The organism is Escherichia sp. 20412-1 (assembly GCF_003027595.1).
Classification (GTDB): Bacteria; Pseudomonadota; Gammaproteobacteria; order Enterobacterales; family Enterobacteriaceae; genus Escherichia; species Escherichia marmotae.
Map to the genome: position 1 here is coordinate 1 of NZ_PYQM01000014.1, position 21,296 is coordinate 21,296.

The following is a 21,296-nucleotide window of genomic DNA, read 5'->3' on the forward strand; positions in this document are numbered from 1 at the left end:
CCGTCTGCGTTTCTCCGGTCCTAAGACATCAATCATCTGTTCTCCAATGACTAGTCTAAAAACTAGTATTAAGACTATCACTTATTTAAGTGATATTGGTTGTCTGGAGATTCTGGGGGCTAGTCTAATGTACATCTCAATCTCATTTATCATATATATACGCATATACGCATATACGCATATACGCATATACGCATATACGCATATACGCATATACGCATATACGCATATACGCATATACATATTACGCGCTATCGCTATATAGTGCTATATAGTTAGTCAGTTAAAAAGTAATGAGGGGGATTCTTTGATGAATAAAAATCTTATCGCTCAGATGGTGGCAGGGGCTCTTCTGCTCAGTGCGTCTGCAGCATCGATGGCTGCAACAACAGTTGATGCTCATTCGCAACGCGTAGGTGCTACTGTCGTATCTGGTACTTGTAGCATTACATGGCCAACCGATGTAACGTTTTCGCTTTCTAGCGCAGATACAGCCGTGGCTCATAATTCAATGATCGGTGAAGCGCAAAGCGCAGGGAGTATTACATTGACAAATTGCCCTGCTAATACCCCCATGAAATGGAGCTTACAAGCTCAAGCTCGTGCTCAGGGTAATGATTATCAAGGACTATTTACGGACGAATCTGGTAAACAGGTTACTAACATAGCCTATATGATGGGCAAAACTGGAGATTTAAAAAGCCAAGCGTGGTCGTTGAATTCTATAAATAGTAACTTAGGTGTAACTGATGCCAATGGTAGTTTAACCGTTCCGGTATATATTGGATTAATTAAACGCGGAACTTCTTCTGTAGTTCCAGGTGCTTTGAATTCTACAGTCGCCTACACAGTTAGCTATAACTAATAGCTAATATTAATAAGCAAAGGCATATATATTATATGCCTTTGTTTGATATGCATTGTCATTACTGGTATTGCTTAAGGTATAACTCATGCATAAGAAAATGTTATTTTTTATTTTTGTGTTTTTTTCGTGCAGCATATTTGCGAGTCAAAATGGAATCAGTCTTGACGCTACGCGAGTAATATTTAATTCGGAAAATGATAGTGTTTCATTTTCAGTGAGAAATACATCATCGGATATGGTTTTTTTATTAAAATCAACAGTTAGTGATTATTTTACTGATGATAACAAGGTTCCATTCTTTATTACTCCGCCATTAAATAGAATAGATGCAAATAACAATGTTCAGTTTAGGATTAACAAATTGGATTCAGCAATGGATCTGCCAAAAGATCGTGAAAGTTTGTTTGCGATTAATGTTCTTGCCATTCCACCAAAAAAAGATGGAGCATCGGTACAAATAGGTCTAAACACCAGAATAAAATTAATTTTTAGACCTCATGAAATAAATAACAAATTATCTATTGATGATTTGCCTGAGAAACTTACTTTTACAAAACATACTGACGGGATAGAAATAAAAAATCCGACCCCATATTTTATCACCATTGGTCAGATGAGTTTTAATGGTTTACCAACAAAAGGATTTGCAACAATGCTAAAACCTTTTTCTGAATCTGTTATTCATGAGAAGAATGTCAAAAAACTGTCATTCTCAATAATTAATGATTATGGTGCTAATAGCAGTATTAGAAATGTGACGCTTTAATATTCTCTGAACAAATTATTGCAAATGAAAATAAAAACAATCGCATTATTCACATTTCTCTTTATAAACGATTTGTATGCTGAAGAATTAGCAGCAAGCTATTCATTTGATCCTGCATTTATTCGTATGAGTAATAAAGACAATAATGATATCCCCAATTTAAATTATTTTTCGCGCGCCGATGGTTTTATGCCTGGTGAGTATTCTGTTGATATAGTATTAAATAATGAACGTATCGGGAACGAAAATATTGTATTCGAACCAACACAAAGTGGTAAGGTTGTTCCACTATTTTCTACCGCTATACTAAAAAAGTGGGGGGTTGATACAGAAAATCTTAATTTATCAAATGATACTATCCCTTCAAATGAGCTGAAGGATAAAATAGATGGTTTTAATAGTATTTTTGATAAAAACAAGCAAGTTTTATATGTAAATATCCCACTAAAATGGATATATCATCCAGAATGGTCTGAATTACCACCGCAATCATGGGACGATGGTGAGACCGCGCTGCTTCTGAATTATCGCTATTCAGATGTAAGACAGAAATATAACTCTGATACAAAAGAGACTCAAACTCTTTCAATTAATACGGGATTGAATATTGGGGGATGGCGTGTCAGGAATAATGGTTACTGGAGTACGAATGAGCAAGGCTGGACTAATCTAAATACGTTTGCTCGTCATGATTATAGCTTTGGGCAGGGGGGGCAGTTGACAATAGGCCAGACCTCAACCGAAGATGGAATCCTGGAAAGTTTCCCGTATGAAGGTATTTCTATATCTTCTGATGACGGTATGATTGTACCCTGGATGAGTACTTATAGTCCTGTTGTACGAGGTATTGCATACACTCCTGCACAGGTAATCGTAAGGCAAAATAATGTAATTATCTGGCAAGGTGACGTGCCAGCCGGCTCTTTTGAATTACAGGATGTTTTCCCATTATATGCTGGAGATATGGAAGTTGAGATCCATGAAAGTAACGGAGAGGTAAGGCGTTATACGCAAGCCTCATCGACATTACCTGTATTGCAACGTGAAGGGCGTTTTCGTTATTACACTGCTGTTGGACAATATCGAAATGTTGGTAATCCTAACGGAGATAGACCTAAATTTTTACAATTCTCCGGAGCATGGGGTATAGGGTGGGACACTACGGTCTACGGAGGTTTAATTGCTGCAGATACCTATAACTCTGTTGTAATTGGTCTGGGGAAGTATATGCCATTACTAGGAGCAATATCTTTAGATTTTAGTCATTCTAAATCTGATTCATTCGTCAGAAATTCTTCTGGAAAAGAACAAGGGAAACTGACGCGCTTAACTTATGCCAGAGGTTTTGAGTCTACAGGGACTTATTTAAGTGTTACTGGATATTGGTATGGTTCTTCAGAATATTATTCATTCAATGACTATCAGCAGAATAAGAGCAGCTACGACTATCCTTATAGCTATCGTTCCAGATATAAAGTATCGTCTCAATTACAGCAAGATATTGGGGATGCCGGTCAGATCACTTTGGCAGCTGATTTGAATGATTATATCAACGAGGAGAATGGTCAACAGTATAGACTTGCATATTCTCTTCCTATAATGGGTATATCGACGAGTTTATCGTTAACCTATAATAAACAGCCACAATATAATGACACAGACAAGGCTATTTTTGCCTCCGTATCGGTGCCATTTAGTGTTCTTTCAAACTATAACACAGCATCTTTCACAACCAATGTTTACAAGACAAAAAACACATCTGACATACAAACGGGTGTTAGCGGTTCGTTGTTAGATCAGAGATTATATTATAGCATTATGGAAGGGATCCATAATGGAGATGAAAATTCTAACTCTGGCAATGCTACCATAAGGTATAAAACAGCCAAGGGTGAAATTCAATCAACCTGGTCACATCAGAAACAAGGAAGACAATTACAGTTAAGTGCCAATGGCGGCGTTGTTTTACACTCTGGTGGATTAGTATTAACCCAAGCATTATCACTTGATGGTGCGAATGCTTTAATCGATACAAATGGTGTCGGTAATATAAAAGTAAAACGAGGGATTGGTTTGTATACTGACCAAAATGGCTATACCGTTGTTCCGTATCTATCGCCATACCAGAAAAACTCAATTGCATTAGATGTAAATAAGGTTTCGGCTACAACAGAGATCATCAAATCGGATGCATATGTTACTCCATCAAGGGGGGCGTTGGTTCGTGCTAAGTTTAACGTAGTTTCAGGTCATAAAGCTCTAATTAACTTGGTTCGTCCTAATGGCGAATCGGTTCCTTTTGGCAGCCTGACATCATTAATTAGCGATCATTCTAACCAAAGCGTAACGGGGATTGTTTCTGACAACGGTCAGGTTTGGATGAGTGGATTGCCCGATAGAGGAGAATTGATGGCACAATGGGGAGATGATGGTAAAAGTAATTGCAATGCACCTTTTTCTTTCAATAAAAATAAAGAAAATGTATCGATGGTAACTTTAGTTTGTAAATAAAATATTTTCTTCCTGCCTCATTAATGTACGCTTAGGAGACACGGTGAAGTGAAATACTAAATGCAACCTTTAGAAATATTATAAATATCTTATCATGAAGCGAATCGCTACGGTCTTGACAGATGCATCAGAGTTGAGATTCTGCTCTTATCACAGTACTTAGTGGACGCTAAGTGAGCAAACACTCAGTCAGACGCGGCTTACAGGCAAAAAAGTAGCAACCACTAGGAAGTCGCATAAGTATCTGTCACTAGAATAATGCAGCAAAGTTCTTAAACTTGCTGAATACACAGATATTGCTGTCACTGAATAGCTTTCGATGCATATTAATGTGTGGAAGAAGAGTGAGAACTACGAAGCAATATTGCATTTTGCATACAGTCGCCTTGTCTGAAATAAAAGAATCGTGTGATACCTCTGAAAATAGCTATAAATGATATATTTTTATTTAATTGTCTATTTTTTCTTTTTGTATGAAATTTCTGGTTTACACTGTGCTTTTTTAAACCATCAATCATTCTGATACATTATATAGTACTGGATATAATATATGAGAAAAATAAATACTGTAACTGTTTTTCTTTCCGCTGTTATGTCACATTTGGTTGGTATGTCTGCTGCAGAAGCTTCTGTTGTTAATAACTTGCTTCCATACCAGGTATATCGAGACTTTGCCGAGAATAAGGGGGGCTTTATTCCCGGAACGGAAGATATGGAGTTATATAATAACGCGGGATCATTAGTGACTACGTTAAATAAAGCGCCAATGCCTGATTTTTCATCTGTGGATAGGCTATTGGGCGTTGCCACGCTTGTTGATCCACAGTATGTCGTCAGTGTGAAGCATAATGGTGGCTATAGTAGTGTACGGTTTGGTACGAGTAATTATAAATTAGTAGACAGAAATAACTACTCAGCGAGAGATTTCCATACGCCGAGGTTAAATAAACTGGTAACAGATGTGGTTCCCGCAGAGGTCACCAGTGCAGGAACAGCTCAGGGAACATATAAAAATGTAACCAGGTTTCCTGCTTTCTACAGGATAGGTACAGGGACACAAATATATAAAAATGAAAAAGGATATTATACTCTGAACGGCGCTTACAGTTATCTTACTGGGGGGATTGTTCCTACGCCATCAATCTCAGACTGGTCATTTGTGACAAATGCCGGTAACGGGGCCCTTGCGTCTTATGGGACGCCCGGCGACAGTGGTTCACCGTTATTTGGATGGGATACTACTCTAAATAAATGGGTTCTTGTGGGGGTACTCCGTGCATATGAAGGAACCACAGGGAGTACCAACTGGTACGTTGTTATACCAACAGCGCAAATCACCGCAAATATAGATGCTGATACTGATAAACCTGTCACTAGTGAAGCCGGGAATGGGGATATTATCTGGACTTTCGACAGTGCCACCGGAACAGGTCAGTTAGTTCAGGGAAATAATTCCTGGGACATGCATGGTCAGAAGGGCTCAGATCTTAATTATGGGAAAAACCTGGCATTTTCTGGTGGAGGTACAATTGTTTTAAAAGATTCGGTGACCCAGGGGGCAGGAGCGCTGACTTTTAATGATGACTATGTGGTGAAACCGCTGGATGATCAGACCTGGATTGGGGGAGGTATCATTGTCAATGATGGGCATGTTGTTGACTGGCAGGTCAACGGCGCGTCAGGAGATGCACTGCATAAATTAGGCACCGGTACGTTGAAAATTGATGGCTCAGGGATTAATGGCGGAAGCCTGAGTACTGGCGATGGCACAGTTATTCTGGCTCAGAGACCCGATAACGATGGAAACGTTCAGGCTTTTAGTAGTGTATCTATTGTTAGTGGTCGCCCTACCGTAATTCTTTCTGATGCAAATCAGGTTAACCCAGATAATATTTACTGGGGATATCGAGGTGGTACGCTTGATATTAATGGAAATGATCTGACTTTCCACAAATTAAATGCTTTTGATGATGGCGCAATTCTTACAAGTAATGGCGGGTTGGCCAGACTGACACTGTCGTTAGATGAAAAAACAGCAACTATTTATCATGGGAATTTTAAAAATGATTTGTCTGTGGTAAATAATGCCACCGATACTTCAGGTGATTTTATTGTTGATGGTGGCATAAATATAAATGATAACTTTGAGCAAAATGGTGGGAAATTGTTTTTTCAGGGGCATCCTGTCCCCCATGCTGTGACTAGTCAGTCAGTAGCAAATAAACTTCAGAAACTTGGAGATGACTCAGTATTAACACAACCAGTGTCATTTACACAGGATGATTGGGAGACTCGCCAATTCAATATGAAGTCTCTTGTTCTGAAAGACACCTCATTTTATCTTGGACGAAATGCAGAGCTCACTACTGATATTAGTGCGGATAACTCATCTGTCACCCTTGGCAGTGAAGATGTCTATATTGATCTGAATGACAGTAATGAAAAGAAAGTACAGATTATTCCGCGGCAAGGTCAATCAAAAGCGACAACAGACTCAGATAAAAGTACATTTTATGGAAATGTATCTCTGACCAATAATTCTACTTTAAATATTAATGAATTTTTTACGGGAGGAATAAATAGTACGGATAGTACTATAAATGTATCTTCCACTGGTGCATCTATCAGTGATTACAGTACGTTGACCCGTTCGGCACTGACACTCACCGATAATGCACAACTAATAAGTCAGGCCGGTTTACAATCGGATGACAATGTTGTGCTTGGTTCAGGGGCTGCCCTCTCTTTGTTGAACGAGCAATCGACGACGCCAGCACTTTATTCAGCGGCTGTCTGGGATTTGCAAGGCTCTGGAACTACGTTGAATGTTGGTTCCGGTACAATGATCAGTGGTGATATTACTGCCGACTCAAATGCGACTATTAATTTTGGTGTCAGTACGAATCAAAGTACTCCGTCAGGTGTCTACTATTCCGGTGATATCAACGCATCTGGGGCTGATGTTAGTATTGACCAGACACTATGGAAGCTTAACTCGTCTTCTCAAATGCAAAATTTGGCACTATCTAACAGCCAGCTTGTGATGACTACGGATGGTAAAACCAGCAGCAATATTACGGTTGTTGATAAGTTAATCGCAGAGAACAATATTCTGTATGTGAAACCGACTAAACCGCTTAACGAAATGTCTGTCGGTGATATTCCGTTGATCACGGCAGAAAATGGAACCAACAATACCCAGGCGTTTAAAACTGTGACTCAACAAATGGGTTTTCACTCAATGACCCCTGATATTGAGGTGGTAAATACTGACAGTGCCACACAGTGGCGTCTGAAAGGATTCGATGTTCAGCGTAATAATGCTGCACTCAGTGAAAGTCAGCGCTTTATGGATATCCGGTACAGAAACTTCCTATCTGAGGTGAATAACCTTAACCGACGTATGGGTGATCTACGCGATACCCAAGGAGAAGCCGGTGCCTGGGCACGGTTTATGACCACTTCTGGTTCAGGTGAGGGGGGATTCTCTGATCGTCACATGCATCTGCAAATTGGTGCCGACAAAAAACATCACTTTGATGGAGGCGATCTTTTTACAGGTATCATGATGACTGTTACTGACAGCAAAGCCAGTGGCGAAAGTTACCAGGGGAAAACCCGCTCTGTAGGCGGCGGTTTATACGCATCCACCCTGTTTGATTCAGGATTGTATATTGATGTGGTCGGAAAATATGTCCACCATCGTGACGATTACACAATGCAAACATTAGGGCTTGGTAAGGCAGACGATACTGCCCACTCTTGGTATTTAGGGGCCGAAACCGGTTGGCGCTATCAGTGGAAACCTGATGTGTTTATTGAACCGCAGGTTGAACTGGTCTACGGCACGTTGTCAGGCAATACCTTTAACTGGCAATACAACGGCATGGATATCAGCATGAAGCGTAAAACGGCAAACCCCCTGATTGGCCGTACTGGTGTGGAATTCGGAAAAACGCTGGATGGTCACGACTGGCAGGTTACAGCGAAGGCAGGTTTAAGTTATCAGTTTGACCTGCGGAATTCTGGCACCACTACGTATCGTGATTTTGCTGGTGAGTCCACCGTGTACAACGGTAAAGATGGTCGTATGTTAGCCAACATTGGGATTGATACGCGTATTAAAGACAATACCCGTATCGGCCTGACCGTTGAGAAATCAGCATTTGGTAAGTACAACGTCGATAATGCTATCAATGCGAATATCCGCTATTCATTCTGATATTTAAAAAGATCGTTTCATTTACAAGGCCCGGTATGTGTACGTATCGGGCCATCTTGTGTTTGTCATCACGCTCATATCAATAACATCTGCCCTTTTTTTTAACCCTGGGTCATACTCATATTTTGTTAACAAAAAGGAAACATAATGAAACTCATCGGTAGCTACACCAGCCCGTTTGTACGCAAACTTTCTATTCTGTTGTTAGAAAAGGGCATTACTTTCGAATTTATCAATGAACTGCCCTATAACGTAGACAACGGCGTGGCGAAATTTAACCCGTTAGGGAAAGTGCCGGTGCTGGTGACCGAAGAGGGCGAATGCTGGTTTGATTCGCCAATCATTGCCGAATATATCGAATTAATGAACGTTGCTCCGGCGATGCTGCCGTGCGATCCGCTAGAGTCGTTGCGAGTGCGTAAGATTGAGGCGTTGGCAGATGGCATTATGGATGCCGGGCTGGCTTCGGTGCGTGAGCAGGCGCGCCCGGCGGCGCAGCAGTCTGAAGATGAGCTGTTACGCCAGCGGGAGAAAATCAACCGCAGTCTGGATGTGCTGGAAGGATATCTGGTCGATGGCACGCTCAAAACCGATACGGTCAATCTGGCGACTATCGCTATTGCCTGTGCCGTCGGGTATCTCAATTTCCGCCGCGTTGCGCCGGGCTGGTGTGTGGACCGCCCACACTTAGTCAAACTGGTCGAGAATCTCTTTAGCCGCGAAAGCTTCGCTCGCACCGAACCGCCAAAGGCTTGATGCGCGATATGTCCTCCAGACACTTCTCACGTTACAATCTGCGGTTATGTTAAACGCCCTTCTCCGTGTGAGAGGGCCTTGATGAGCCTGGTTTCCTATGACAACCGAAACGCGTTCCCTCTATAGTCAGCTTCCCGCTATTGATCGCTTATTGCGTGATAGTTCCTTCCTTTCTTTACGTGATACTTATGGCCACACTCGCGTGGTGGAGTTGCTGCGTCAGATGCTTGACGAAGCGCGAGAAGTAATTCGCGACAGTCAGACGCTACCCGCGTGGTGTGAGAACTGGGCGCAAGAAGTCAATGCCCGACTGGCGAAAGAGGCGCAGAGCGCGCTGCGTCCGGTGATCAACCTGACGGGAACGGTGCTGCATACTAATCTTGGTCGGGCATTGCAGGCGGAAGCGGCGGTGGAAGCTGTTGCGCAAGTTATGCGTTCACCGGTGACGCTGGAATATGATCTGGATGACGCCGGGCGTGGGCATCGCGATCGCGCGCTGGCACAGTTGTTGTGCCGCCTTACTGGCGCGGAAGATGCCTGCATCGTCAATAACAATGCGGCGGCGGTGCTGTTAATGCTGGCAGCAACTGCCAGCGGCAAAGAGGTGGTGGTTTCTCGCGGTGAACTGGTGGAGATTGGTGGCTCGTTTCGTATCCCTGACGTAATGCGTCAGGCAGGCTGTACCCTGCATGAAGTAGGAACCACCAACCGTACCCACGCTAATGATTATCGTCAGGCGGTGAATGAAAATACCGCGCTGTTGATGAAGGTGCATACCAGTAACTACAGCATTCAGGGGTTCACCAAAGCGGTAGACGAAGCGGAGTTGGTGGTGCTCGGTAGAGAGCTGGATGTTCCAGTAGTGGCTGATTTAGGCAGCGGTTCGCTGGTCGATCTTAGCCAGTACGGTTTGCCGAAAGAGCCGATGCCGCAGGAGTTGATTGCCGCGGGCGTCAGCCTCGTGAGCTTCTCCGGCGACAAGCTGTTAGGCGGGCCACAGGCAGGGATTATCGTCGGTAAAAAAGAGATGATCGCCCGGCTGCAAAGTCACCCGCTGAAGCGTGCATTACGCGCAGATAAAATGACCCTCGCGGCGCTGGAAGCCACGCTGCGTCTTTATTTACACCCTGAGGCTCTGACAGAAAAATTACCGACCCTGCGTCTGCTTACCCGCAGCGCAGAGGTCATTCAAATCCAGGCGCAACGTTTACAGGCTCCCCTTGCCGCACATTACGGCGCGGAGTTTGCGGTACAAGTTATGCCATGCTTGTCGCAGATCGGCAGTGGTTCGCTGCCTGTTGATCGCCTGCCGAGCGCGGCATTAACGTTTACACCTCATGATGGACGCGGTAGCCACCTTGAGGCATTAGCCGCCCGCTGGCGTGAATTGCCGGTGCCAGTGATTGGCCGCATTTACGACGGGCGTCTGTGGCTGGATTTACGCTGCCTTGAAGATGAGCAACGGTTTTTGGAGATGTTGTTGAAATGATTATTGCGACTGCCGGACACGTTGACCACGGCAAAACGACATTATTACAGGCGATTACTGGCGTAAATGCCGACCGTCTGCCGGAAGAAAAAAAGCGCGGTATGACCATCGATCTCGGCTATGCCTACTGGCCGCAGCCGGATGGACGCGTTCCTGGATTTATTGATGTTCCAGGCCATGAAAAGTTTCTTTCCAACATGCTGGCGGGCGTTGGTGGTATCGATCATGCGCTGTTAGTGGTGGCGTGCGATGACGGCGTGATGGCACAGACCCGTGAGCATCTGGCGATTTTGCAGCTTACCGGTAACCCGATGCTGACCGTCGCGCTGACCAAAGCCGATCGCGTGGACGAAGCGCGCGTTGATGAGGTTGAACGCCAGGTAAAGGAGGTGCTGCGGAAATACGGTTTTGCTGAGGCAAAACTGTTTGTCACCGCAGCGACAGAAGGAAGGGGAATTGATGCTCTGCGCGAACATCTGCTTCAGTTGCCGGAACGTGAACACGCCAGTCAGCACAGTTTCCGCCTCGCTATCGACCGTGCTTTTACCGTAAAAGGTGCCGGGCTGGTGGTGACGGGTACGGCGTTAAGTGGGGAAGTGAATGTTGGCGATTCATTATGGTTGACGGGGGTAAATAAACCGATGCGCGTGCGTGCTCTCCATGCGCAAAATCAACCAACAGAAACCGCCCATGCCGGGCAGCGTATTGCGCTTAATATCGCCGGTGATGCGGAGAAAGAACAGATTAATCGAGGCGACTGGCTGCTGGCAGATGTGCCGCCAGATCCGTTCACGCGGGTGATTGTCGAGCTTCAAACCCATACGCCGCTGACCCAGTGGCAGCCGCTGCATATTCACCACGCCGCCAGCCACGTTACGGGGCGTGTTTCGCTGTTGGAAGATAACCTTGCCGAACTGGTGTTCGACACGCCGCTGTGGTTGGCGGATAACGATCGCTTAGTGCTACGCGATATATCAGCCCGCAACACGCTGGCGGGTGCCCGCGTGGTGATGCTCAACCCGCCGCGCCGCGGTAAACGTAAGCCGGAATATCTGCAATGGCTGGCGTCACTGGCACGGGTGCAGAATGATGCCGAAGCGCTGGCTGTTCACCTGGAGCGCGGTGCGGTGAATCTCGCGGATTTTGCATGGGCGCGTCAGCTCAACGGCGAAGGGATGCGCGAATTGCTGCAACAGCCGGGCTATATTCAGGCCGGTTATAGCTTGCTGAATGCACCGGTTGCTGCTCGCTGGCAGCGTAAAATTCTCGACACATTAGCGGCTTATCATGAACAGCATCGCGACGAACCAGGACCGGGACGCGAACGTCTGCGGCGCATGGCGTTGCCGATGGAAGATGAAGCCCTGGTACTGTTGCTGATTGAAAAGATGCGCGAAAGCGGCGAGATCCACAGCCATCACGGCTGGCTGCATCTGCCGGATCACAAAGCCGGATTTAGCGAAGAGCAGCAGGCTATCTGGCAAAAAGTGGAACCGCTGTTTGGCGACGAGCCGTGGTGGGTACGCGACCTGGCAAAAGAGACGGGGACCGACGAGCAGGCAATGCGCCTGACGCTGCGCCAGGCGGCACAGCAGGGGATAATTACGGCGATCGTCAAAGATCGTTATTATCGCAATGATCGAATTGTCGAGTTTGCCAATATGATCCGTGATCTTGATCAGGAGTGTGGCTCGACCTGCGCGGCGGATTTCCGCGATCGCTTAGGCGTTGGCCGAAAACTGGCGATTCAAATTCTGGAATATTTTGACCGGATTGGCTTTACGCGTCGCCGTGGAAATGATCATTTATTACGTGACGCATTATTATTTCCCGAAAAATAAGGAAATGATTAATTCATAATAAATATGAATTAATACAAAATTCTTATTAATATTAAGGAAGCACGTTGTATGATGAATATAACGTGCTTTTTATTAAAGATATTTTAATAAACGGGAATGTCGATCATATTTTCGAATGAAAATACTTTGTAATCTGCCAGCCCTTTTTACTCTTCCAGGAGTGTTTTATGGCAGCTTCAACCTTTTTTATTCCTTCAGTGAATGTCATCGGTGCTGATTCATTGAATGATGCAATGAATATGATGGCAGAATATGGATTTCGCCGTACATTAATTGTTACTGACAATATGTTAACGAAATTAGGCATGGCGGGTGATGTGCAAAAAGCACTGGAAGAACGCAATATTTTTAGCGTTATTTATGATGGCACCCAGCCGAACCCAACCACGGAAAATGTCGCGACAGGTTTGAAATTACTAAAAGAAAATAACTGTGATAGCGTGATTTCCTTAGGTGGTGGTTCTCCGCACGACTGCGCAAAAGGTATTGCGCTGGTGGCAGCCAACGGTGGTGATATTCGCGATTACGAAGGCGTTGATCGCTCTGCAAAACCGCAGTTGCCGATGATTGCCATCAATACCACTGCGGGCACTGCGTCTGAAATGACCCGTTTCTGCATCATCACCGACGAAGCGCGTCACATCAAAATGGCGATTGTGGATAAACACGTGACTCCGCTGCTTTCTGTCAATGACTCCTCACTGATGATCGGTATGCCGAAATCACTGACTGCCGCTACCGGGATGGACGCCTTAACGCACGCCATCGAAGCGTATGTTTCTATTGCGGCAACGCCGATCACCGACGCTTGCGCATTGAAAGCAGTGACCATGATTGCCGAAAACCTGCCAGTAGCAGTAGAAGATGGCAGCAACGTTAAAGCGCGTGAAGCAATGGCCTACGCTCAGTTCCTCGCGGGTATGGCGTTCAACAATGCCTCTCTGGGGTATGTTCATGCGATGGCGCACCAGCTAGGCGGTTTCTACAACCTGCCGCACGGCGTATGCAATGCCGTTCTGCTGCCGCATGTTCAGGTGTTCAACAGCAAAGTTGCCGGTGCGCGTCTGCGTGACTGTGCGGCGGCAATGGGCGTGAATGTGACGGGTAAAAACGACGCGGAAGGTGCAGAAGCCTGCATTAACGCTATTCGTGAACTGGCGAAGAAAGTGAATATCCCTGCGGGTCTGCGTGACCTGAACGTCAAAGAGGAAGATTTTGCGGTGCTGGCGACCAATGCCCTGAAAGACGCCTGCGGTTTTACTAACCCGATTCAGGCAACTCACGAAGAAATTATGGCGATTTATCGCGCTGCGATGTAATCACCTTCCCGTAACGGCTGGCAAATTGTCAGCCGTTTTTTATCAACTATCTCTGTAATCCTTGCCCGTAAATTTGTGATTGCCGTCGTAAAGCTATCACCGGCTGGCGAAGATTTCACCAACCATGTCTACCCTTGTTATACCTCACACAGCAAGGAGACTACCATGACCAACAATCCCCCTTCAGCACAGATTAAGCCCGGCGAATATGGTTTCCCACTCAAGTTAAAAACCCGCTATGACAACTTTATCGGCGGCGAATGGGTCGCGCCCGCCGACGGCGAGTACTACCAGAACCTGACGCCAGTGACCGGGCAGCTTCTGTGCGAAGTGGCGTCTTCGGGCAAACGCGATATTGATCTGGCGCTGGATGCAGCCCATAAAGCGAAAGATAAATGGGCGCATACCTCGGTGCAGGATCGTGCGGCGATTCTGTTTAAGATTGCCGATCGGATGGAGCAAAATCTGGAACTGTTGGCGACGGCAGAAACCTGGGATAACGGCAAGCCCATCCGCGAAACCAGCGCGGCCGATGTACCGCTGGCAATTGACCATTTCCGCTATTTCGCTTCGTGTATTCGGGCGCAGGAAGGCGGGATCAGTGAAGTGGATAGCGAAACCGTGGCTTATCACTTCCACGAACCGTTAGGTGTGGTGGGGCAAATTATCCCGTGGAACTTCCCGCTGTTGATGGCGAGTTGGAAAATGGCTCCGGCGCTGGCGGCGGGCAACTGTGTGGTGCTGAAACCGGCGCGACTCACTCCACTTTCGGTGCTGCTGCTGATGGAAATCGTGGGTGATTTACTGCCGCCAGGCGTAGTCAACGTGGTCAACGGCGCTGGTGGCGAAATTGGCGAATATCTGGCGACCTCAAAACGCATTGCTAAAGTGGCATTTACCGGCTCAACGGAAGTCGGTCAGCAGATTATGCAGTACGCTACCCAGAACATTATTCCGGTGACGCTGGAGCTGGGCGGTAAGTCGCCAAATATATTCTTTGCTGATGTCATGGATGAAGAAGATGCTTTCTTCGACAAGGCGCTGGAGGGCTTTGCATTGTTCGCCTTCAACCAGGGCGAAGTCTGTACCTGTCCGAGTCGTGCTTTAGTGCAGGAGTCTATCTACGAACGCTTTATGGAACGCGCCATCCGTCGTGTTGAAAGCATTCGTAGCGGTAACCCGCTCGACAGCGTGACGCAAATGGGCGCGCAGGTTTCTCACGGGCAACTGGAAACCATCCTCAATTACATTGATATCGGTAAAAAAGAGGGTGCGGATGTGCTTACCGGCGGGCGGCGTAAGCTACTGGAAGGGGAACTGAAAGACGGCTACTACCTCGAACCGACGATCCTGTTTGGTCAGAATAATATGCGCGTCTTCCAGGAAGAGATTTTTGGCCCGGTGCTGGCGGTGACGACATTTAAGACGATGGACGAGGCGCTGGAGATTGCCAACGATACGCCATATGGCCTGGGCGCAGGCGTCTGGAGTCGTAACGGCAATCTGGCCTATAAGATGGGGCGCGGCATTCAGGCTGGGCGCGTGTGGACCAACTGTTATCACGCTTACCCGGCACATGCGGCGTTTGGCGGCTACAAGCAGTCGGGTATTGGGCGTGAAACCCATAAGATGATGCTGGAGCATTATCAGCAAACTAAGTGTCTGCTGGTGAGCTACTCGGATAAACCGTTGGGGCTGTTCTGATGTGAAAAACGGGTTGCATCGGGTATTCATTGCCTGATGCGACGCTTGCGCGTCTTATCATGCCTACATGGCTCATGCAATATATTGAATTTGCATGATTTTGTAGGCCGGATAAGGCGTTCACGCCGCATCCGGCATAAGCAACGCGCACGTTATCACTATCTGCGACGCTTGCACGTCTTATCGGTTCAAATGTTTACGTCTTAAATAGCTGAATATTTATTGAACTTAAATCGCGCTATCGTGATTGCTACCAAAACATCTGGCTCAGCGGGTGCAGGACTTTATTGGCGGGCAATGGCTGCTGGTAGATATCAATATGAATCAGTTCGAAGGTCGGGCTGAACGAATCAATATTACAATGCAGAAAGGGTTACTGAACAAGATTGATACCTACGTGCGCAATCATCCTGATTACGCCAGCAGAAGTGCGTTTCTGGCAGAAGCTGCCGGACGAGATTACCGACAGCCCAATGATCGATCGTTATGAGAGTTTTATGTTTGTCACTGGTGTGAGCTGGTGTTTTTAATTGACCAGGGAGATGTTGGATAAATTGCGTTAGCAAAATCTATATTAATCATTTGTAATTACGGTGTCGGAGGGGTGTCCGGCACCGCAATGGATTACGGCAGATAAAACACTTCTTGTAGCTCGCTACTGATCGGGCTGTTATTCGGATTAGCGGGCATAACGTCAGTCATATATTTCCACCAACGTTGGCAAACGTCAGTGCTGGCAACCGCATTCCAGCGTTCTTCAGATTCAATTTCCACGCTGGCAAACAGCAAATTTCGCGCTTTATCGAGATAGATAGCGTAGTTGTGCGCGCCGTGAGATTTCAATACCGCTTCCAGTTCCGGCCAGATCGGGTTATGCCGACGTTGATACTCGTCGTGGGCGTCGGGGTTTACCTGCATAACAAAGGCTTTGCGGATCATGTTTACTCCTTACAGCGCCAGCGCGCTAGCCAGTGGCGTAACGCCGAAACGTTTGCCGAGGGCTATCAACTCCTCACGACCGATGGTCTGTTTCATGCCGCCCATCGAATACACTTTTACCAACACTTCCGCCGATTTTTCTGCGGTATCGATCAGGCCAAACGCTTCGTCCAGCGTCGGACCGCTGCCGAAGACGCCGTGGAATGGCCAGAGTACCAGTGAATGTTTTTGCATTTCTTGCGCGGTGGCCTGGCCGATTTCGTCCGTGCCTGGCACCATCCACGGCAGAATGCCGACACCATCCGGGAATACCACCAGGCACTCGGTGCTGCCTTCCCACAGTTGGCGGGTGAAAACAGCCGTGTCATTTTCCAGCACATAGGTGAGGGCGATGAGGTTGGTGGCATGGCAGTGCATGATCACCCGATCTTTACCGTTGGTGGTTTTAATGCGTTTGCAGTGGGAGAGGAAATGAGCCGGAAGTTCGGAGGTCGGAACGGCTTCGTTGGTTAGCCCCCAGAGAATGTGGTAGCCCGCACCGTCACTGTCGACTTTTACGATGCCTAAATTGGCAGCGGGATCGAGCTGGACGTTACGGAAGAATTTGCCGGAACCGGTGACGATAAACGGTGTATTTGCCAGTAAAGGCATTGGCTGACTGAGCGGGATATAGCGCGGTTGTGGATGGAAATTGTCGTGATAAGGCGCGATATCGGCGTCATCCAGGCGCAGCGTCAGGTTGCCGCCGTTGCGCTCGTCCCAACCTTTCAGCCAGGCATCGGTGGTGGCTTTGATCATTCCCTGGACAAACCAGGACTGGGTAATGTTTTGCATGTTCTGTGTTCCTGTAAATTCGGTGTTGTCGGATGCACGACCTGTAGGCCGGATAAGGCACCTGTGCCGCATCCGGCACTCAATGCCTGATACGTCTTATCAGGCATATAACTGTTGCTGACCTGTAGATCGGATAAGTCACTTGTGCCGCATTCAGCGGTATTTACCCGCGTTGACGCAAAATCGTGTTTTCATAAGCCCGCACGCTTTCCAGCCACTCGCTACCCACTGGCGTATCATGACGCTGGCAATACATTTCCCATACCGCCTGCCACGGCAACGATTTCTGCTCTTCCAGCAACGCCAGTCGCGCGGTGTAATCGCCCGCCGCTTCCAGCTTGCGCAGTTCGGCTGTCGGTTCTAACAACGCACGCAGCAGAGCTTTTTTCATATTGCGTGTACCAATGACCCATGCGGCAATGCGGTTGATGGAGGCATCAAAGAAGTCGAGGCCGATATGTACCCGGTCAAACAGGTCATGACGGACGATCTCGCTGGCGATCGCCTGGGTTTCATCATCCAGCAGCACGACGTGATCGCTGTCCCAGCGTACCGGGCGGCTGACGTGCAGCAGCAACTGCGGCACATACAACATGGCGGCGGAAATCTTGTCGGAAATGACTTCAGTCGGGTGGAAGTGTCCGGCATCCAGGCACAGCGCAGTCTGGCGGCTGGTGGCATAACCCATATAAAACTCATTAGAGCCAACCGTATAGCTCTCCGCGCCAATACCAAACAATTTGCTCTCTACGGCGTCGATATGGTGCGCCGGATCCAGCTTTTCGCTGATCACTTCATCCAGTGCTGCCAGCAAACGCTGGCGCGGGGCAAGGCGGTCAATGGTGATATCTTTCATGCCATCCGGGATCCAGATGTTCATCACTGATGGCGTGCCGAGTTGTTCGCCAAAATAGGCCGAAACGCGGCGGCTGGCCTTACAATGATCAATCCAGAACTGGCGAATGCGGTCGTCGGCATGTGAGAGCGTAAAGCCATCGGCGCTTAGCGGATGCGAGAAACAGGAAGGGTTAAAATCCAGACCGAGTTGATTAGCTTTCGCCCATTCAACCCAGTTTTTGAAGTGTTCAGGTTTGATTTGGTCACGCGAGACTGGCGTGTCTGACTCCAGATAGATCGCATGTAAATTAAGCCGTTTCGGCCCCGGAATCAGCCGCATAGCCTGTTCCAAATCGACACGCAGCTCTTCGGCATTGCGCGCTTTTCCCGGGTAGTTGCCGGTGGCCTGAATCCCTCCAGTCAGCGAACCTTCCGGGTTTTCAAAACCAGAAACATCATCGCCCTGCCAGCAGTGCATTGAAACGGGTAAGCGATCAAGTTGGCGCAGTGCCTCCTCGACATCAATCCCTACCGCCGCGAAACGCTGTTTCGCCAGTTCCCAGGCCTGTTCCAGTTGAGTGGTCATGCGCAAAGCTCCTTAGTCTGTCGTGTAGAGCGAAACTGCGCCACATAGTGGGCAATTTCACTGTCAGGATTAGGGGTAAAGGTGGTCAGATTCGCAGTGGCGCTTACCACCTGACGGAAATCATCCACATTGTTGAGTTCATCCAGCGCCATTAACTGGATGCCGATATTGCCGAGCGTTGAAGCTTCTACAGGCCCGGCGATCACCCGAGTACCGCAGGCATCGGCGCACAACTGGTTGAGTAGTGCGTTCTGGCTGCCGCCGCCGACAATATGCAGTTGCGAGAAATCTTCACCGCGTAGCTGTGCCAGTTCATGCAGCACATCGGCATACAGCACTGCCAGACTGTCGAAAATACAGCGCGCCAGTTCAGCATCACTTTCTGGGATCGGTTGCGCCGTTTCCCGACACGCAGCCTGAATTTCGCTGCACATCGCGTCAGGATTAATAAAGCGATCGTCATTGGGATTGATGATGAAGCGGCAGGCCGGAAGCGCCTGTGTCGCAGCGATAAGTGCCGGAAGATCGTTGATTTGCCGCTCCTGAAGCACCCGCTGAAGCAGCCATAAGCCCATAATATTTTTCAGCACCCGATAGCGACCTTCCGCACCACCTTCATTGGTGATGTTGGCTGCCAGCGCCGCATCATTGGTGAATGGCGTCTGGCTTTCGAAGCCCATCAATGACCAGGTTCCGGAGGAGAGGTAAGCGGCGCGTGATCCGTTTAACGGCGAAGCGATAACCGCGCTGGCGGTATCATGGCTGGCAACGGCGACCACAGGAATTTCATTACCCTGCGGACAAATCCAGTGACCAATGACATTGCCCGGATGCGTCGGGCGGCCAAACCAGGCTTTGTTGGCACCGCTCCACGCCAGCAGGGAGTCATCCCAGTCATCGCTATTGATATTGACCAGTTGCGTGGTGGTGGCGTTTGTGTACTCCCAGTTCATCTTGCCGGTCAGGCGATAACTAAAGTAATCCGGCATTAGCAGAGCGTGAGCAATGTGTGGAATAAGTTCGGGTTGTTGCTCTGTCAGCGCACGTAGCTGATAGATCGTATTGAAGGGCAAAAACTGAATGCCGCTACGCTGATAAATATCGCGCTTTCCATATTGCTGTTGTGCCAGCGCCATCAGACCACTGGTGCGGCTATCTCGATAAGCAACAGGTAGACCCACGCGCTGACCGTGTTGGTCGAGTAGTACATAGTCCACGCCCCAGGTATCAATACCGATGCTATCGATACGAATCCCTTCCTCACAAACCTTGTTTAGCCCAAGGCGAATGGCGCTCTCCAGGCTATCCACATCCCAGGTGACATAGCCGTTCCGGTTATGCAGTCCATTGTTAAATCGGTGGATTTCACGCAGCATCAGGCTGCGACATTCACGGGAGTAACGCGCCAGCATCACGCGCCCACTGGATGCGCCGAGATCGACGGCGACACAATTGCGAAAGGTCATAATGTGATCCTGCTGAATTTCATTACGACCAGTCTAAAAAGCGCCCGAGTTCGCTACCTTCTTGTTACTGACAGGAAAATACACCACTGGCAACCAGGGAAAGATGAACGTGATAGCGTTCACAATTTTCTGAATTGTGGTGGTGTGATGTTTGCCGCATTTCCTGAAAATTCACGCTGTATCTTGAAAAATCGACATTTTTTACGAGTTTTGCCGTCAAAAATTTAAGGTAAGAACCAAACCGCTTGATTACTATTCCGCCATGTTGATGACATCAGGAGGCCAGTATGACCGTATTACAAAGTGTGGATTTTTTTCCGTCTGGTCACGCGTCCGTGGCGATAGAACCCCGGCTTCCGCAAGCTGATTTCCCTGAGCATCACCATGATTTTCATGAGATTGTGATTGTTGAATATGGCACGGGTATCCACATTTTCAATGGGCAGCCTTATACCATCTCCGGTGGCACAATCTGCTTCGTGCGCGATCATGATCGGCATTTATACGAACATACGGACAATCTGTGTTTGACCAATGTGCTGTATCGCTCACCGGATCGATTTCAGTTTCTCGCCGGGCTGCATCAGCTTCTTCCGCAAGAGCTGGACGGGCAATATCCGTCTCACTGGCGCGTGAGCCAAAGCGTATTGCAGCAGGTGCGGCAACTGGTTTCGCAACTGGAACAGCATGAAAGGGCGAATGATTTACCCTCGAAAGCCAGTCGCGAGATTTTGTTTATGCAATTACTGCTCTTGCTGCGTAAAAACAGTTTGCAGGAGAGTATGGAAAGTCGTGAATCACGTCTGAACTTGCTCCTGGCCTGGCTGGAGGAGCATTTTGCCGACGAGGTGAATTGGGAAACGGTGGCGGATAAGTTTTCTCTGTCACTACGCACTTTGCATCGTCAGCTAAAACAGCAAACCGGTTTGACTCCCCAGCGTTACCTTAACCGTTTACGGTTGGTGAAGGCGCGTCATCTGTTACGTCATAGCGAGGCCAGCGTGACCGAAATCGCATATCGCTGCGGGTTCAGCGACAGTAACCACTTTTCGACGCTGTTTCGCCGTGAGTTTAACTGGTCACCGCGTGATATTCGCCAGGGGCGGGATGGTTTTCTGCAATAACGCGAATCTTCTC

14 protein-coding genes and 2 pseudogenes are annotated in these 21,296 nt (G+C 47.7%); 12 read left to right on the forward strand and 4 right to left on the reverse strand.

The annotated features are described in order from the left end of the window. Positions 1-310 precede the first annotated feature (310 nt). The 11 genes and pseudogenes from C7B16_RS11730 to C7B16_RS25310 all read left to right on the forward strand — a co-directional run. Positions 311-865 (forward strand): hypothetical protein, encoded by a 555-nt coding sequence (locus tag C7B16_RS11730; protein ID WP_107179730.1) that lies wholly within the window; start codon positions 311-313, stop codon positions 863-865. An 88-nt stretch (positions 866-953) separates the two neighbouring features. Next, a complete protein-coding gene (locus C7B16_RS11735) occupies positions 954-1,634 on the forward strand; it encodes a molecular chaperone (protein WP_107179731.1) in 681 nt (226 codons plus the stop codon). Positions 1,635-1,658: 24 nt separating this feature from the next. Beyond that, positions 1,659-4,145, forward strand: a complete 2,487-nt coding sequence (locus C7B16_RS11740; RefSeq protein WP_107179732.1) for a fimbria/pilus outer membrane usher protein — start codon at positions 1,659-1,661, stop codon at positions 4,143-4,145. Between the two features lie 550 nt (positions 4,146-4,695). Continuing rightward, positions 4,696-8,367, forward strand: coding sequence for a S6 family peptidase (locus tag C7B16_RS11745; RefSeq protein ID WP_258182547.1), 3,672 nt, complete (start codon positions 4,696-4,698; stop codon positions 8,365-8,367). Positions 8,368-8,514: 147 nt separating this feature from the next. Further along, positions 8,515-9,123 carry a glutathione S-transferase gene (locus C7B16_RS11750; RefSeq protein ID WP_107179733.1) on the forward strand — a complete coding sequence of 203 codons (609 nt, stop codon included), beginning with the start codon at positions 8,515-8,517 and terminating at the stop codon, positions 9,121-9,123. Positions 9,124-9,220: 97 nt separating this feature from the next. Further along, positions 9,221-10,612 carry an L-seryl-tRNA(Sec) selenium transferase gene (selA, locus tag C7B16_RS11755; RefSeq protein WP_016249401.1) on the forward strand — a complete coding sequence of 464 codons (1,392 nt, stop codon included), beginning with the start codon at positions 9,221-9,223 and terminating at the stop codon, positions 10,610-10,612. Continuing rightward, positions 10,609-12,453: a selenocysteine-specific translation elongation factor gene (gene selB, locus C7B16_RS11760; RefSeq protein ID WP_038355012.1), complete on the forward strand. Its 1,845-nt coding sequence runs from the start codon at positions 10,609-10,611 to the stop codon at positions 12,451-12,453. The genes selA and selB overlap by 4 nt, the downstream gene beginning before the upstream one ends. 188 nt (positions 12,454-12,641) lie before the next feature. Then, positions 12,642-13,793, forward strand: coding sequence for an L-threonine dehydrogenase (yiaY, locus tag C7B16_RS11765; protein ID WP_105224823.1), 1,152 nt, complete (start codon positions 12,642-12,644; stop codon positions 13,791-13,793). Positions 13,794-13,958: 165 nt separating this feature from the next. Beyond that, complete coding sequence (gene aldB, locus C7B16_RS11770; protein ID WP_001517481.1) at positions 13,959-15,497, forward strand: aldehyde dehydrogenase AldB; 1,539 nt, start codon at positions 13,959-13,961, stop codon at positions 15,495-15,497. 259 nt (positions 15,498-15,756) lie between these two features. Beyond that, a pseudogene (locus C7B16_RS11775) lies at positions 15,757-15,954 on the forward strand (type II toxin-antitoxin system HicB family antitoxin); the annotation flags it as partial. Further along, positions 15,935-16,027 (forward strand): annotated as a pseudogene (locus tag C7B16_RS25310) (MipA/OmpV family protein); the annotation flags it as partial. The pseudogenes C7B16_RS11775 and C7B16_RS25310, both read left to right, overlap by 20 nt. Positions 16,028-16,121: 94 nt before the next feature. On the opposite strand, the gene rhaM reads toward C7B16_RS25310, so the two are convergent. The 4 genes from rhaM to rhaB all read right to left on the reverse strand — a co-directional run bounded on the left by rhaM (position 16,122) and on the right by rhaB (position 20,159). Further along, complete coding sequence (gene rhaM / locus C7B16_RS11780; RefSeq protein WP_000619483.1) at positions 16,122-16,436, reverse strand: L-rhamnose mutarotase; 315 nt, start codon at positions 16,434-16,436, stop codon at positions 16,122-16,124. Positions 16,437-16,445: 9 nt separating this feature from the next. Beyond that, entirely contained in the window at positions 16,446-17,270 is an 825-nt protein-coding gene (rhaD, locus tag C7B16_RS11785; RefSeq protein ID WP_016249399.1) for a rhamnulose-1-phosphate aldolase, read from the reverse strand. A 163-nt stretch (positions 17,271-17,433) separates the two neighbouring features. Further along, complete coding sequence (gene rhaA / locus C7B16_RS11790) at positions 17,434-18,693, reverse strand: L-rhamnose isomerase (protein WP_107179735.1); 1,260 nt, start codon at positions 18,691-18,693, stop codon at positions 17,434-17,436. Beyond that, positions 18,690-20,159: a rhamnulokinase gene (rhaB, locus tag C7B16_RS11795; protein ID WP_107179736.1), complete on the reverse strand. Its 1,470-nt coding sequence runs from the start codon at positions 20,157-20,159 to the stop codon at positions 18,690-18,692. Before rhaB ends, rhaA begins: the two co-directional genes overlap by 4 nt. Positions 20,160-20,446: 287 nt before the next feature. Between rhaB and rhaS the strand changes: the two genes are divergently transcribed. Further along, entirely contained in the window at positions 20,447-21,283 is an 837-nt protein-coding gene (gene rhaS, locus C7B16_RS11800) for an HTH-type transcriptional activator RhaS (protein ID WP_107179737.1), read from the forward strand. Positions 21,284-21,296 lie beyond the last annotated feature (13 nt).

Excerpts from the sequence above, each read along its gene's own strand:
- C7B16_RS11735 (WP_107179731.1), top strand. The coding sequence starts at position 954 with ATGCATAAGAAAATGTTATTTTTTATTTTTGTGTTTTTTTCGTGCAGC.
- yiaY (WP_105224823.1), top strand. The coding sequence starts at position 12,642 with ATGGCAGCTTCAACCTTTTTTATTCCTTCAGTGAATGTCATCGGTGCT.
- aldB (WP_001517481.1), top strand. The coding sequence starts at position 13,959 with ATGACCAACAATCCCCCTTCAGCACAGATTAAGCCCGGCGAATATGGT.
- rhaA (WP_107179735.1), bottom strand. The coding sequence starts at position 18,693 with ATGACCACTCAACTGGAACAGGCCTGGGAACTGGCGAAACAGCGTTTC.
- C7B16_RS11745 (WP_258182547.1), top strand. The coding sequence starts at position 4,696 with ATGAGAAAAATAAATACTGTAACTGTTTTTCTTTCCGCTGTTATGTCA.
- rhaD (WP_016249399.1), bottom strand. The coding sequence starts at position 17,270 with ATGCAAAACATTACCCAGTCCTGGTTTGTCCAGGGAATGATCAAAGCC.
- rhaB (WP_107179736.1), bottom strand. The coding sequence starts at position 20,159 with ATGACCTTTCGCAATTGTGTCGCCGTCGATCTCGGCGCATCCAGTGGG.
- C7B16_RS11750 (WP_107179733.1), top strand. The coding sequence starts at position 8,515 with ATGAAACTCATCGGTAGCTACACCAGCCCGTTTGTACGCAAACTTTCT.
- selA (WP_016249401.1), top strand. The coding sequence starts at position 9,221 with ATGACAACCGAAACGCGTTCCCTCTATAGTCAGCTTCCCGCTATTGAT.
- C7B16_RS11730 (WP_107179730.1), top strand. The coding sequence starts at position 311 with ATGAATAAAAATCTTATCGCTCAGATGGTGGCAGGGGCTCTTCTGCTC.
- rhaS (WP_107179737.1), top strand. The coding sequence starts at position 20,447 with ATGACCGTATTACAAAGTGTGGATTTTTTTCCGTCTGGTCACGCGTCC.
- rhaM (WP_000619483.1), bottom strand. The coding sequence starts at position 16,436 with ATGATCCGCAAAGCCTTTGTTATGCAGGTAAACCCCGACGCCCACGAC.
- C7B16_RS11740 (WP_107179732.1), top strand. The coding sequence starts at position 1,659 with ATGAAAATAAAAACAATCGCATTATTCACATTTCTCTTTATAAACGAT.
- selB (WP_038355012.1), top strand. The coding sequence starts at position 10,609 with ATGATTATTGCGACTGCCGGACACGTTGACCACGGCAAAACGACATTA.